At 60.8% G+C, this 14,145-nt stretch carries 10 protein-coding genes and 1 pseudogene; 8 read left to right on the top strand and 3 right to left on the bottom strand.

Features of this window, described 5'->3' with window-relative positions; genetic code table 11:
• The first annotated feature begins 132 nt into the window (after positions 1–132).
• The 5 genes and pseudogenes from ACZ1GU_RS09380 (at position 133) to ACZ1GU_RS09360 (ending at position 7,533) form a co-directional block, all read left to right on the top strand.
• Entirely contained in the window at positions 133–1,518 is a 1,386-nt protein-coding gene (locus tag ACZ1GU_RS09380; RefSeq protein ID WP_472647744.1) for a TIGR03013 family XrtA/PEP-CTERM system glycosyltransferase, read from the top strand.
• Positions 1,515–3,611 carry an XrtA/PEP-CTERM system histidine kinase PrsK gene (gene prsK / locus ACZ1GU_RS09375; RefSeq protein WP_472647743.1) on the top strand — a complete coding sequence of 699 codons (2,097 nt, stop codon included), beginning with the start codon at positions 1,515–1,517 and terminating at the stop codon, positions 3,609–3,611. The genes ACZ1GU_RS09380 and prsK overlap by 4 nt, the downstream gene beginning before the upstream one ends.
• Positions 3,612–3,647: 36 nt before the next feature.
• Positions 3,648–5,017 (top strand): annotated as a pseudogene (prsR, locus tag ACZ1GU_RS09370) (PEP-CTERM-box response regulator transcription factor).
• Positions 5,001–6,527, top strand: coding sequence for a tetratricopeptide repeat protein (locus ACZ1GU_RS09365; protein WP_472647742.1), 1,527 nt, complete (start codon positions 5,001–5,003; stop codon positions 6,525–6,527). Before prsR ends, ACZ1GU_RS09365 begins: the two are co-directional and overlap by 17 nt.
• Before the next feature lie 40 nt (positions 6,528–6,567).
• On the top strand, positions 6,568–7,533 hold the full coding sequence (locus ACZ1GU_RS09360; protein WP_472647741.1) for a bile acid:sodium symporter family protein: 966 nt from the start codon (positions 6,568–6,570) through the stop codon (positions 7,531–7,533).
• Here ACZ1GU_RS09360 and ACZ1GU_RS09355 read toward each other — a convergent pair.
• Positions 7,514–8,584: a DUF475 domain-containing protein gene (locus ACZ1GU_RS09355; protein ID WP_472647740.1), complete on the bottom strand. Its 1,071-nt coding sequence runs from the start codon at positions 8,582–8,584 to the stop codon at positions 7,514–7,516. The two genes, ACZ1GU_RS09360 and ACZ1GU_RS09355, sit on opposite strands and share 20 nt — an antisense overlap.
• Positions 8,585–8,642: 58 nt before the next feature.
• Positions 8,643–9,515, bottom strand: a complete 873-nt coding sequence (gene panB, locus ACZ1GU_RS09350) for a 3-methyl-2-oxobutanoate hydroxymethyltransferase (RefSeq protein ID WP_472647739.1) — start codon at positions 9,513–9,515, stop codon at positions 8,643–8,645.
• Between the two features lie 133 nt (positions 9,516–9,648).
• On the opposite strand from panB, the gene ACZ1GU_RS09345 reads away from it, so the two are divergent.
• Positions 9,649–11,061: a sodium-dependent transporter gene (locus tag ACZ1GU_RS09345; RefSeq protein WP_472647738.1), complete on the top strand. Its 1,413-nt coding sequence runs from the start codon at positions 9,649–9,651 to the stop codon at positions 11,059–11,061.
• Positions 11,062–11,120: 59 nt separating this feature from the next.
• On the opposite strand, the gene ACZ1GU_RS09340 is transcribed toward ACZ1GU_RS09345, so the two are convergent.
• On the bottom strand, positions 11,121–11,603 hold the full coding sequence (locus ACZ1GU_RS09340; protein ID WP_472647737.1) for a pyridoxamine 5'-phosphate oxidase family protein: 483 nt from the start codon (positions 11,601–11,603) through the stop codon (positions 11,121–11,123).
• Positions 11,604–11,770: 167 nt separating this feature from the next.
• On the opposite strand from ACZ1GU_RS09340, the gene ACZ1GU_RS09335 reads away from it, so the two are divergent.
• The gene (locus ACZ1GU_RS09335; protein ID WP_472647736.1) at positions 11,771–12,445 is read left to right on the top strand and encodes a hypothetical protein; all 675 of its coding nucleotides are present in this window, start codon (positions 11,771–11,773) and stop codon (positions 12,443–12,445) included.
• A gap of 3 nt (positions 12,446–12,448) precedes the next feature.
• Positions 12,449–14,101 carry a DUF6504 family protein gene (locus tag ACZ1GU_RS09330; protein WP_472647735.1) on the top strand — a complete coding sequence of 551 codons (1,653 nt, stop codon included), beginning with the start codon at positions 12,449–12,451 and terminating at the stop codon, positions 14,099–14,101.
• The last annotated feature ends 44 nt before the right edge of the window (positions 14,102–14,145 follow it).

Here is a 14,145-nt window from a genome sequence, read left to right as displayed (position 1 = left end):
TTTACGATGGGTTAACTCTCGTATCCGGCGCTGACCGCCTGATCGCGCAGCCGTTGTAAAGTTTACCGACACTTAATCTCTCAGGGTTAAGGCGAGGGTCGTGAAAGACCTTTTGCGCGAGCCTATTTGTCGATGATCCGCTTGTTCAAGCACTATATCCCGCACGCCGTTCTGCTGCTCGGCCTGCTCGATTTCGCGCTGCTCATGCTCGCGGGAGAGCTCGCGTGGCAGCTGCGCGCATCGCAGATCGGGATGGATGCCGGGCGCTTTGGTGAGCGCTGGATGGCGATTGCCGGCTCTGCCGCAGTGGTCTGGGTGGCCATGATATCAGTTGGAGTTTACGGCCCTAATGCCCTGCGATCATTGCGGTTTGCAGGCGCACGCCTTCTGGTCGCGATCAGCCTCGGGATCATCGCGCTCGCCCTGATCGACTTCATTTTGCGCGGCGATGTTTTCTGGCGCTCGACCCTGTTTTTCGCGATGTGGCTCGCCATCGCTCTGCTCGTCGTCGACCGCCTGTTCCTCAACAGCTTCCTCGGCTCTTCCGCCTTTCGCCGCCGTGTGATGGTGCTTGGCGCAGGGGACCGGGCACAGCGTTTGCGCGAACTTGCCGACAAGCCGGAGAGCGGTTTCGTCATCGTTTCATATATCGCCATGAACGAGCCGGAGCGGGTCGTCGAAGAGGCGATTGCGCGCGAAGCGATCCATGATCTGGGCCGCTTTGCCGAGAATCTGGGCGTCAGCGAAGTGGTGCTCGCCTTACAGGAACGGCGCAACGCCCTGCCACTCCCAGACCTTTTGCGGATCAAGACCAAGGGCGTGCATGTCAATGATTTCTCGAGCTTTCTGGAGCGTGAGACAGGCCGCGTTGATCTCGACACGGTCAATCCTAGCTGGCTGATTTTCTCTGACGGTTTTTCTTCGGGCCGGATGCTTTCAAGCGCGTTCAAGCGCGTGTTCGACATCATTGCGAGCCTCGTTCTGCTGCTCGCCACATTCCCGATCATCGCGATCTTTGCGGTGCTGGTGAAGCTCGACAGCAAGGGACCGGCCTTTTTTAAACAAGAACGCATCGGCCTCTATGGAGAGCCTTTTTACCTCATCAAACTGCGCTCCATGCGCACCGATGCGGAAAAGGACGGCGCGAAATGGGCGGAGGAAAACGATCCGCGTATTACTCGCCTGGGCCGCTTCATCCGCAAGGTTCGCATCGACGAATTGCCGCAGACCTGGAGCGTGCTTAAGGGCAACATGAGCTTTGTTGGGCCGCGCCCCGAAGTGCCGAAATTCGTCGATGACTTGCAGGAAGAAATCCCGTTCTACGGCGAGCGTCACATGGTCAAACCCGGCATTACCGGCTGGGCGCAGATCAACTACCCCTACGGCGCATCGACCGAGGATAGCCGCAAGAAGCTCGAATACGATCTCTACTACGCGAAGAATTACACGCCGTTTCTGGATCTTGTGATCCTGCTGCAAACGGTGCGGGTTGTGCTCTGGCCGGAAGGCGCGCGGTGATTATCGAGGCTGATCTTGCGGCCTATGCGGGCTTTGTCGGCTATCTCGCCGGCTCCGTGCTCAGCGCGGGCGCAGGCCTGTGGATCGCGCGCAGCGGCGACAGATCGCGCCCGGACCGCACAGCAGCGCTCTTTGCAATTGCGCTCACCAGCATCTGGTGTGCATTGGCCGCAGGGCTTGGCCCCTGGGAACCGCCGACGCGCCTCGTCGAAACCGCGCGCAACCTTGCATGGATCGCGGTTATCTTCCGCCTCTTCGCCAATGATGGCCGCGATGAAAGCCTCAAACCCACTCGCCCGGTAATCATCACTTTGGCCCTCGTGCAATTGCTCCAGCCGGTGCTGCTGCTCATTGAGGTTCGCTATGCCATCACACCGGGTCTGCAAGCGCTTACGCACGAGGTAAGCGCGGCATTCGGCATGCTTGTCTCGATCGGCGCGCTGGTGCTGCTGCACAACCTCTATGCCGGCGCTTCGGCAGAGGCTCGCCGAATTCTGCGCTGGAGCGCCGCTGCGCTCGCAGGGATCTGGGCCTATGATCTGAACTTCTTCACGCTCGCCTATCTGAGCGGCGAGGAACCCGGCCTGCTGGTCGCGATGCGCGGCATTTTGAGCGGTGCCATGATCGGCGTGCTGGCATTTGGCGCAAATGCCCGCAGCGCCAGCCTTGAATTCCGCCCCTCGCGCGCGGTCACCTTCCAGAGCCTCTCTCTGCTTGTCATCGGCGGATATCTGCTGGTGATGGTGCTGGTGTCGAAATCGCTCACCGTTCTGGGGGGAGATTTCGGACGCGCCACCCAGGTCGTCTTCCTCGCGCTGGCAATTCTCGGTGCGGTTGTCTGGCTGCCCTCGCAGCATTTGCGTGGATGGCTGCGTGTGACCGCGACCAAGCACCTGTTCCAGCACCGTTATGACTACCGCGAGGAATGGCTGCGCTTCACTCGCACGGTGGGCAGCGGCTCGCACGATGCCGCCAATGGACCGAGCTTTCACGAACGCGCGGTGAAGGCGGTTGCCGACATCACCGACAGTCCTGCAGGCTTGCTGCTCGCGCCCAATGAGGAAGCGCAGTTGGAGCTGGTTGCGCGGTGGAACTGGCCAACTCTGGCGGTGCCGGGAGTGGCGGCTGATTACGAGCTGTGCGGACTGCTCGAGGAGCACAGCCACATTCTCGACCTTGATGAAGTGCGCGCCGGGCATGACCGCGTTGGTGAGCAGGCGCATGTGCCCGATTGGCTGCGCGATGCAGACGATGCCTGGGCGCTCGTCCCGCTGATCCATTTTGACCGTCTGGTCGGGACAATTGTGCTCGCCCGTCCGCGGATTGAGCGTCGTCTTGATTGGGAAGATTTCGATCTTTTGCGCGTCGTCGGTCAGCAGCTCGCAAGCTATCTCGCTGAGCAATCAGGCCAGCAGGCATTGATGGAAGCGAGCCGGTTTGACGAGTTTAACCGCCGCATCGCCTTCGTCATGCACGACATCAAGAACCTCGCGAGCCAGCTTTCGCTGCTGGCGCGCAATGCCGAAAAGCATGCCGACAACCCCGAATTTCGTGCCGATATGCTCGTCACTCTGCGCAATTCCTCGGACAAACTGACCAATCTTCTCGCGCGGCTTGGCCGCTATGGCGCTGGCCAGTCGCAAATGACCCAAGAGGTCGATCTGGTTACGCTCGCCAAGGGATTGGCGAAGCGGTTTGACCATGCTCATCCGGTGCAGTTGACCCGCGTCGATCCCGCCGTGGTGATGGCCGATTTCGAAGGGCTTGAACAAGCGCTCATCCATCTGGTTCAAAACGCGATCGATGCGAGCGATTCTGACAAGCCGATCTACCTCGATGTCTCCAGCGATGGCCTGAACGGCCAGATTGACATTATCGACACGGGCAGCGGCATGACACCCGGCTTTGTCCGCAATGGCCTGTTCAAGCCGTTCGTTTCTTCGAAAGATGGCGGCTTCGGCATTGGCGCATTCGAGGCCCGCGAGATCGTGAAAGCGATGGGCGAGCCGCATCAATGTCGAATCGCGAGAAGGGCTCGGCACCCGCTTCAGCGTGCTTCTGCCCCTGCGCGAAGCGGCGCAATTGCTCGATAACGCCAAACAACCCCAACAAACCAATGAGGTCGCCTGATGGCTGACAAAAAACCCACTTTGCTGATTGTCGAGGACGATGAAGGTCTGCAGGCGCAGCTCAAATGGGCCTATGATGATTTTGAGGTTGTGATCGTTGGCGACCGTCAGGCGGCGATCAACGCTCTGCGCAGTGAAATGCCAGCTGTGGTCACGCTGGATCTCGGACTGCCGCCTGACCCGGATGGGACAAGCGAAGGTTTTGCCGTGCTCGATGCGATCATGGAGCTGAAGCCTGACACGAAAGTGATCGTAGCCAGCGGGCACGGTGCGCGGGAGAGCGCTTTGCAGGCGATTGAGCGCGGCGCCTACGATTTCTACCAGAAGCCGGTCGATATCGAGGCATTGGGTCTGATTGTTCGCCGCGCCTTCAACCTGCATGAAATCGAGCAGGAAAACCGCCGCCTGATTGCGAGCGCAGGCGAGGACAAGACCGTACTGGGCCGCCTGATTACGGGCGCGCCGGAGATGGTGAAGGTCGCGCGCACGATTGAGCGCGTCGCCAACACCAGCGTCTCTGTGATGCTGCTGGGCGCGAGCGGAACGGGTAAGGAACTGCTCGCCCAAGGTCTGCACGATGCCAGCGACCGGGCCAGCGGACCGTTCGTTGCGATCAACTGTGCGGCGATCCCTGAAAACCTGCTCGAAAGCGAGCTGTTCGGCCATGAGAAGGGCGCGTTCACCGGCGCGGTCAAAACCACCGAGGGCAAGATTGAGAGCGCCAATGGCGGCACGCTGTTCCTCGATGAAGTCGGCGACATTCCGCTGCCGCTTCAAGTGAAACTGCTGCGCTTCCTGCAAGAGCGCACGATCGAGCGGATTGGCGGCCGCAAGCAGATCGCGGTCAACACGCGGATCGTCTGCGCAACGCACCAGAACCTCGAAGGGATGATCGGCGAGGGAACCTTCCGCGAAGACCTTTTCTACCGATTAGCGGAGATCGTGGTTCGCATTCCCAACCTGGCCGAACGGCATGGCGATGCGATCCTGCTCGCCAAGGCATTTCTAAAGCGCTTCGCTGCCGAGATGAACCCGACCGTCACCGGCTTCGGCCCTGACGCGCTCACCGCGATTGATGGGCATGACTGGCCGGGCAATGTCCGCGAGCTGGAGAACCGCGTGAAGCGCGCGGTGATCATGGCCGACGGCAAGCTCGTCCACGCCGAAGACCTCGATTTCGACGGCGGTGAAGACGAAGAAGATGCGGACGTGCTCAACCTCAAATCCGCGCGCGAAGAGGCCGACCGGCGCGTGATCCGCCATGCGCTGGCGCGCAGCGAGGGCAATATTTCGAGCACGGCAAAGCTGCTGGGGATCAGCCGGTACCGACTTTGTACGATCTGCTCAAGCAATATGATTTGCAGACGTAGGTCTCAAAGCCTTGCCAAGGGTGGGATGGCGGCGCTGATCGGCGGCGCGATGATGCTCGCTGCCTGTTCGGGCGGTATGGACCAAAAGCCGCGCGGCGCGCAGATCGAAGGCGGCGAAGAATTCGTGGCCCTGGTCGAACAGGCACGCGGCGCGATGGGCGAAGGCAATCTGCCCGAGGCTGGCGGACTGCTGGATCAGGCCTTTGCGCTTGAACCCGAAAACCCTGCGCTTTGGGTCGAGATTGCGAGGCTGCGCTATCGCGGGGGCGAACATCTGCCCGCGCTAGAAGCGGCGGAAAAGGCGCTCGAGCTCGGCCCTGAATCGGCGCTTGCTCTGTATCTCCGCGCGCAATTGGTGCGTGATGCTCACGGGCTGGCGGATGCTTTGCCGTGGTTTGAGGCGGCGCATGCTGCCGCGCCTGATGATACCGAAATCCTCGCAGATTTGGCTGCGACATTGGGAGACCTTGGTCGCAATCAGGATATGCTGGTCGAAGTACGCAAGCTTGCCGAACTCGATCGCTCGCATCCCAAAGTGCACTATCTTCAGGCGCTACTGGCGGCCCGTGCGGGTCAGCCGATCTTTGCCCGCGCGCTGCTTGAGCGTAGCGCGATGCTGGCCAATGAAGTGCCCGCAGCCGTCTTGCTCGATGCCTTGATTGATCTCGATCAGGGCAATTATGACAGCGCTGCAGAAAAGCTGACCGCACTGAGCGCGCGCCAGCCAAGCAATACACGCGTCATCGAATTGCTGGCGCTCGCATTGCTTCGCGGCGGGCGTGACGAGGAAGTGATCAAACGCTTTGCTGGCCGAGCAGGATCGCTCGACACCTCGCCCTACCTGCTCGAATTGCTGGGCCGCGCGCATGAGCGGATGGGCGACCGCGAGGCGGCTGCCCCCTATCTCCAGCGCGCGCAGGATGGCCGACAGCGTGCATTGTTTGTGCTGGGTACGACAGCCGATGCGCGCGCGGTTTTGCCCGCACCGACAAAGCAGCTCCGCACTATGATAGCGAATGACGATGTGCGCGGTGCAGCGCGGCTGGCCAATTCTTTACAACGCCAGTTTCCCGCTTCTGCTGATGTGCATGCTCTGGTCGGAGATGTTGGCCTCGCCGTGAATGATCCGCAGCAAGCGCTTGAGCTTTACCAAAACGCTGCGCAAATCCGGCGACCTTGGCCGCTCACCAAGAGGATTATCGTCGGCTATCGAATGGCTGGAAACGAAGATGCGGTAGACACTCTTTTGGTGCGTCATCTCGCTGGTGAGCCGAACAATGCCGAGGCGATTTTGATGCTGGCGCGGCGCAGCGCCGAAGCGCAGGATTGGCTGCGCGTTGCACTGCTGCTTGACCATGCGATTGAGCTTGGCGCGGGCAATGATCCTGAACTGCTGACATTGCGCGCTTTGGCCGCGCGCGGGCTTGAGAGAGAAGACGAGACAGAACGCTTTGCGGCTTTGGCCAAAGAGCTGCGTCCGAGCGATTTCGCGCCGCCTTCAAGCGACTAGCTCGACAAAGGCAAAAAGCGCGGGCACAGGCGCAGGCTCTATGCGTTCGATCCTCGCCAAATTCTCCGATCCGATGATTGTCGTGCTGCTGCTCGCAACGGCGCTCGCCAATATCGTTCCGGCGATGGGCGAGCGGCGCGAAGCGGCGCAAGTGATCGCCAATGTCGGCGTGTTCTTGCTGTTTCTGGTCAATGGCATGCGGATCAGACGCAGCGAAATCATGGCAGGGTTTGCCAATTGGCGTTTCTTCGGGCCGCTCGCCTTGTGGGTGTTCGCGGTGATGGCGCTGATGGGCCTCGCGTTTTCACATGTCGCGGCCTTTCAGCTCAATCCGCTGGTCGCGCTTGGCTTCCTATTTCTCGGCTGTCTGCCATCGACGATCCAGTCGGCGACAAGCTATACCAGCATTGCCGGCGGTAACATCGCGCTGTCGGTGGTTGGAGCCGCGCTCATCAACATCGCCGGCGTGTTTGTAACCGCGCCTCTGTTTGCGGTTCTGGCGGGCAGCGAGGCGGCGAGCCTTGGCAATGAAGTCATCATCCGGATCGGCATGATCCTGATCCTGCCTTTCGTCATCGGACAGGCGGTGCAGGGTTGGACATATGACTGGGTCAGCGCGCGCAAGGCGAAGATCGTCTGGCTCGACCGGATCGTGATCGGCATCCTCGTATATGTCGCGTTTTCAGGCGCGGTGGAGCAGGGGCTTGCGACAATGTTCAGCGCCGCTGGCTGGGCGGTGTTTGTGGCGCTCACCGCCGGGTTCGTGGCGCTCGCCAATGCCGCCGCGTGGATCGCCAGCGGTGTGCTGGGCTATCCGCGCGGCGATCGCATCGCGTTTCTCTTTGCCGCTGCGCAAAAAAGCGTCGCCATTGGCGCGCCGCTCGCCGCGATCATGTTTGAGCCTGAAGTCGCAGGCTTCATCATTGCGCCGCTGCTGCTCTATCACCTGCTACAGCTGTTTCTCGCAGCGCCGGTTGCCTCGCACTTCAGACAGGCTGAGAATTAGCCTCAGCCGCCTTTTCCGCGCGGTTGTGCCGGATCGACCACCATAGCGAGAGACCGATCATCACCGCGCCGATCAAGCCCGTGATCGTTTCAGGGATGTGATAGCGCGCCGAAACCAGCATGATGACGCCAAGCGCGATGATCGCCCAGAACGCGCCATGCTCAAGATAGCGGAACTGTGAAAGCGTGCCAGCGCGCACCAGGTGGATCGTCATCGAACGCACAAACATCGCGCCCACCGACAGGCCTAGCGCGATGATGATCATGTTGTTCGACAGCGCGAAGGCTCCGATCACTCCGTCAAAGCTGAAGCTCGCATCGAGCACTTCGAGATAGAGGAAACCGCCAAGGCCGGAACGCACGATTTCGCCAGCGGCTTTCTTGCGCGCCTCGTTTTGCTCGATAATCGCCCCCAGCGCATTCACGCCGATAAAGGTCAGCAGGCCGAGGATTGCCGCGGTCAGGAACGTCATCGCGTCATCGGGTGAGAGCATTGTCGAAACGCCGTAGACCAGGCCAAGCACCAGCCCGATCTCGACCGCAGGCACGCTGGAAAACTTGTTCACCGCGCGCTCGACCACGCCGATCCAGTGCACCTCTTTATCCTCTTCGAAGAAGAAGGTGAGGCCGACCATGGCGAGGAACGCGCCGCCAAATCCGGCAATGCCGATATGCGCGCCAGAAACGATGCGCTCATACTCTTCCGGATCGTTGAGCGAGAGCTCGACCGCTTCCCACGGGCCAACGCTGGCGGCGATCGAGACAATCGCAATCGGAAACACGATCCGCATCCCGAACACCGCGATCAGGATCCCGATGGTGAGGAAGCGTTGCTGCCACACTGGGTCCATTTCGCGCAGCACGGTCGCGTTCACCACCGCATTGTCGAAGCTCAAGGACACTTCGAGGATAGACAGCACGATCACGATCCACAGGATCGAAAGGGTCGCAGTAACGCTGCCGGTGCTGGCCCAGCCATACCAACCGGCCAGCACAAAACAGAACAGCGTAAAAGCGATCGAAAATTTGTAGTATTTAAGAAGTGTCTGCATGGATCGCGCGCCGTTAACGGCGCCCCCTTAAGGCGATGGTCAGCCTGCCTTGGTTGGTCTATTTTTTGGGTTGATAGGTCTGGTCTTCGCTGGGGAAGGAGCGTGCGCGCACTTCCTCTGCATAGGTCGCGACCGTCTTGTCGATCATCTCGGCAATGTCGTTGTAGCGTTTTACAAAGCGCGGAACGCGTTCGAACATGCCGAGCATGTCCTCGGTTACCAGCACTTGCCCATCGCATTGCGCTGATGCGCCAATGCCGATTGTGGGGCAGGACACTGCTTTGGTCGCGGCGATGGCGATGGGTTCAACTACGCCCTCGATCACGATGGCGAACGCGCCCGCTTCATCTAGCGCCTTCGCATCCTTGGTAATCTTGTCTGCTTCCGCATCGGAGCGCCCGCGCGCCGCATAGCCGCCCAGCACGTTCACCGCTTGCGGGGTGAGGCCGACGTGACCCATCACCGGAATGCCGCGATTGGTAAGGAAGTGGACGGTCTCGGCCATCGCTTCGCCGCCTTCCAGCTTCACTGCCGCCGCGCCGGTTTCAGCCATGATCCGGCTTGCGGTGTCAAAGGCTTGCTCTTTGGAAGCTTCGTATGAGCCGAACGGCATATCGACCACGACAACGCTGTGATAGCTGCCGCGTACCACGGTCGCGCCATGCGCGATCATCATATCGACCGTGACGGGCAGGGTGGAATCGAGTCCGTAAATCACCTGGCCGAGTGAATCGCCGACCAACAACAGGTCGCAATGCGTATCCAGCAACTGCGCCTGACGCGCGGTGTACGCCGTCAGCATTACCAGCGGTTCCTTGGTCTCGCCGTCTTTCTTGTGGTCGCGAATGCGCGGCACCGTCAGCCTTTTGCGCGGCTTTGGCGTGGGAGTGGCGCGGCTGGTGCTCGTATCGAGCTGAAATGTTGTCGACATGGGGCCGCATCTAGCGCCCGCTTGGGATAAAGGCAAAGCAAGACCCTTGGCCTGAGCGCGGAATCATTGCACAGAGGGGCGCAATGAGACGGCGCATTGGGGAATGCGCGGCAAGAGGGATAGATTTTCAATCATGGCAGTAACAGGTTCGGGCGCAAAAGCCGGTCACGAAAACTGGTCGTCGCGCACAGCGTTTATTTTGGCCGCAGTCGGGTCAGCTGTGGGGCTGGGCAATATGTGGCGCTTCCCCGCAGAGGCGGGTGAGAATGGCGGCGGTGCCTTCGTTCTCTTCTATATTTTCTGCGTATTGCTGATCGGTCTGCCGGTCCTTCTGTCCGAGGTTTTGATCGGTCGCCACGGACAAGCCAACGCGCCGGAAAGCGTGCGCCGTGTCGCGCGCGATTCCAATGCGTCGGAAGGGTGGAGCATTCTTGCCAGCATGGGCGTGTTCGCCGCCTTCCTTATCTTGAGTTTTTACTGCGTCGTGGGCGGCTGGGTCGTCTATTACATCGGCGTCTTTATCAGCGATCTGTTCCAGACCGGGCTGACGGGCGGCGCGTTTGCGGGCCGTCCCGCAGCCGACATCGAAGGGCTGCTCCCCGGATTGTTCGGCAATGGTCCGCTGATGATCGGCCTCAACCTCGGATTTCTGGCGGTGACGATGTTCTTCGTCTCGCGCGGGATTTCGAGCGGGATCGAGTGGGTGGCCGTCTATCTGATGCCGCTGTTCTTTGTGCTGTTCCTTGGCATTACGATTTATGGCGCGTTCACCGGCAATTTCGGCGAAGCGCTGAGCTATCTCTTTACCTTCGATCCGAGCAAGTTGACGGGCGAGGTGATGCTCGCAGCGGTCGGGCAGGCGTTCTTCTCGCTGTCATTGGGTGTCGCCGGCATGATGACCTATGGTGCATACGCCAACCGTGACACCAATCTGGGCAAGACTTCCGGCATCATCGCGGGCGCTGATACGGGCGTTGCGATCCTTGCCGGTCTCGCAATTTTCCCGATTGTGTTTGCGGCAGGTCTTTCGGCAAGCGCCGGTCCGGGCCTGATGTTCGCATCGCTGCCGGTAGCGTTCCAGGCTATGCCGTTTGGCTCGATCATCGGCCTGTTGTTCTTCGTCATGATCTTCTTTGCCGCGCTCACCAGTTCGGTGTCGCTGCTCGAGGCGCCGACCGCCTATGTCTACGAAAAGTTCAAGATGCCGCGCATGGTGGCGACGCTGATCGTTGGCGCGGGCGCAGCAGTGCTCGGTGTGCTGTCCTCGCTGTCGTTCAACGACATGGCAGAGTTTTATCCGCTCGGCTTCATACCGCTGTTTGCCGAGACCAACTTCTTCGACACGCTCGACGGGGTGACGGCCAAGCTGTTTATGCCGATTGGAGCCATCCTGACCTGTATCTTTGTCGGCTGGATCGCGGATGCGCGGCTGATCGACGATGAGAACGGCCTTGATGGCGTGTTGCACCAGACCTGGCGCGCGCTGGTGCGGTTTGTTTGCCCGATTGTTCTCACCGTTATTCTCTATTTCGGATTGGTCGGATAAGGCACGAAAAAGGGCCGCTCAAATGGCGGCCCTTATCCTTTTCGGTCTCGTTTGCGCTGTTACAGCGTCGTCTCGAGCTTCTTGTTTTCCATGTCGTCGCGGACGTTCATGCCCATCGCCATCTTGGCGGTGCTGAGCGCGCTCATCTCGCCGCTCCAGATTTCTGCTTGATCAAGGTCCATACGCAGGAACAAGAGGTCTGGATCGTCCTTGCCGCCTTCGTACCAGGCCTTCACAAAGTTGTTCCAGAACTGTTCGAAGCGTCCTTGGTCTTCCTCGACTTCGAGCTTACCGGTGAAGCGGGCGAACACGTCGTGATCGCTGCCTTGATAGGTCGCGGTCACATTGCCCAGCTTGGCAAAATCGCTCTTTTTCGAGGTGAAGAACCAGATCGCGCTGTCGGCGTCTTTATCGAGCTGCGCCGTCATCGGCACTGCGGTTTCGGGATCGGCATCGCGCTGGAGGAAGACGAAGGGTGAGTCGGCGAGCGTCTCCCAGAATTTGGTTTTGAGTTCGTCGGCATTTCCATTGCGAAAGTTCATTTAGTGTATCTCCTTAGTGTCTGTAAAATCAATGGTTTTACAGGCGATACGTTCCGGCTTTGTCGCTGAGGCGAGCTTTGTGAGCGATAAATCGCATTACGAATTGCGAATCGCTGAAATATGGAACATAGTAAGAACAAACGAGTCGTATGCTCGAGTGTTTCATTATGACAGTCTCTTCGAATCCCTCTTCGCCCGAGCGGCGCGTTGCCAGCGATATCCTCGCTGAAGCCAAACAGCGTGAGACACGCTGGCGGGCAGGTCTTGGCAGCGCCTCGCATTCGGAAGTGTTCGCCGCTGGCGGTGATGCGAGCGGGGCGGGGATGGCGCTCGCGCTCGCTTGCGACGGGTTGGCGGTGGAGGATGCGGCGCGACAGGCCGATCCACTCGGCGATGCGGAGGATCACCGCGCCATTTTGTGGGTGCAGGATAAGGAGGCGATCCGATTGGGCGGGCGTCCTTATATTCACGGCCTGCCCAAAACACTCAGGCACCGGGTGATCCATGTTGCGGCCAAGAACGCGCAAGATGCGCTGTTCGCACTTGAAGAGGGGCTCAAATGCCGCGACCTCGCATTCGTGGTGGGAGAGATCGCCGGAAACCCGCGAGAGCTTGATTTCACCGCCTCGCGCCGGCTCAGCCTGACGGCAGAAAAGCACGGGGTTCCGCTGTGGCTGGTGCGGCTGGATGCGGGCCCGGACCTTTCATCGGCACGCATGCGCTGGCGCGCGCAGGCCGCACTCTCTGCCCGCCCGCGCTGGAACCGCGATGCCCCCGGCGATCCGGCGTGGCTGGCGGAATTGTTCCGCGCCCGCATGCATCCCCCGGACAATGGATTTTGAGAGATGAGAAAGGACATCTGCGCACCAGAAAAGCAGCCATCCCGGCCACCACCCCGCCGGATCATGGCGATATGGCTCGCCCGACTGTCGGTCGATCGCTGGCGGCGCTCTAACAACCTGACGCGCGGCGAGGGCGCCGATGCGCAGCCAACCGCGCTGGTCACGGAGACTGCGCACGGCCCGCGCATCCATGCGCTGAACAAGGCTGGGCGCGCAGCAGGGGCGCAGGTCGGCACGATGCTGGCCGATGCGCGCACGCTCTGCCCCGAGATTGTCGCCGCGCCTTCTGACCACGCCGGCGATCTCGACTTTCTGGAAAAGCTCGCGCTGTGGTCTCAGCGTTGGGGGCCGTGGAGCGCGATGGATGCGCCCGATGGCGTGCTGGTCGATGTCACAGGCGCAGCGCACCTGCTGGGCGGGGAGGCGCGCCTGCTGGAGGATGTCCGCGCCTCTTTCGCCGCGCACCGGCTCATCACCCGCGCCGCTATCGCTCCGACTGCGGGCGCGGCCTGGGCGCTGGCGCATTACGGCCGCCTGCGCAACGCGGCAGAGGCGATCATCGCGCCGGAGGATGATATGATGAGCTATCTCTCCGACCTGCCGGTTGCGGCCTTGCGGCTCGATGAGGATGTGATCACCGTGCTGCGCCGCCTTGGCCTGAAACAGCTGAAGGACGTCTATGCGGTCGCGCGCGGGCACAGCCTTATGGATCGCGATCTCGACCCTCAGAAGGTGGGCCGCGATGCGCTCAAACGCCGGTTCCGCAGCAAGTCGCCCACCGCCAACCCGCTGATCCGGATCGACCAGATTCTCGGTCATGTGCCCGAACCGATGCTGCCCGTGGTCGCGCAGCCGATGGCGACGGTCCAGCGCCGCCTGATGGAGCCGATCCGCCACCGCTCGCTGCTCGATCAGGTGCTGGCGGACCTCGCCGATGATATGGTGCGCGAGCTTGAAGGGCGCGGGGAAGGGGCAAGACGGCTTGAACTGGGCATGTGGCGGGTCGATGGCGAGGTGACGATCCGCACGCTCGAAATGGCCGCAGCGACCCGCGATCCGCAACACATTACCCGCCTGTTTACCAACAAACTTAACGATATTGATGCAGGGTTCGGGATCGAGCTGGTGCGCCTGCGCGCCACCTGGGCCGCGCCCTTGGGGCTGGCGCAGGCCGATATAGAGGCCGCCAGCGAACAGCGCGGCACGTCGCTATCGGTATGCCTTGACCGGCTGACCGTGCGCCTTGGCAAGCAGGCCGTGCAAAAGCCGGTGATGCGCGCCAGCCACATTCCCGAACGCGCGCAGGGCTGGCAGCCGCCGCTGGATGCCGACATCCCCTCCCAACAGATTCTGGAGTTTCACAAAAGGCCGCTGAAACTGCTTGATAGGGAAGAGAAAATCACGGTCCTTTATGCCTCGCCCGATGGCTATCCAGAACGGTTTCGCTGGCGCGGCACAGTGCACGAAGTGGCACGTGTGGAAGGGCCTGAACGCATCGCCCCTGAATGGTGGCGCGAGCGCTCTACGGTGCGATTGCGCGATTATTACCGGATCGAGGATAAACAGGGCCGCCGCTATTGGATTTATCGCAATGGCGTGACCGGCGATGGCCGCGGCGGCGCGCCCAACTGGTATTTGCAAGGGCTGTATGCCTAGCAGCGCAGGCACTTAACCATTTTTCCGGTCGCCCTGCTTAGAAT

It is taken from the genome of Erythrobacter sp. HA7-11 (assembly GCF_055693605.1).
The sequence above is the reverse complement of the archived record's forward strand: the minus strand, read 5'-3'. Positions and strand labels throughout refer to the sequence as shown.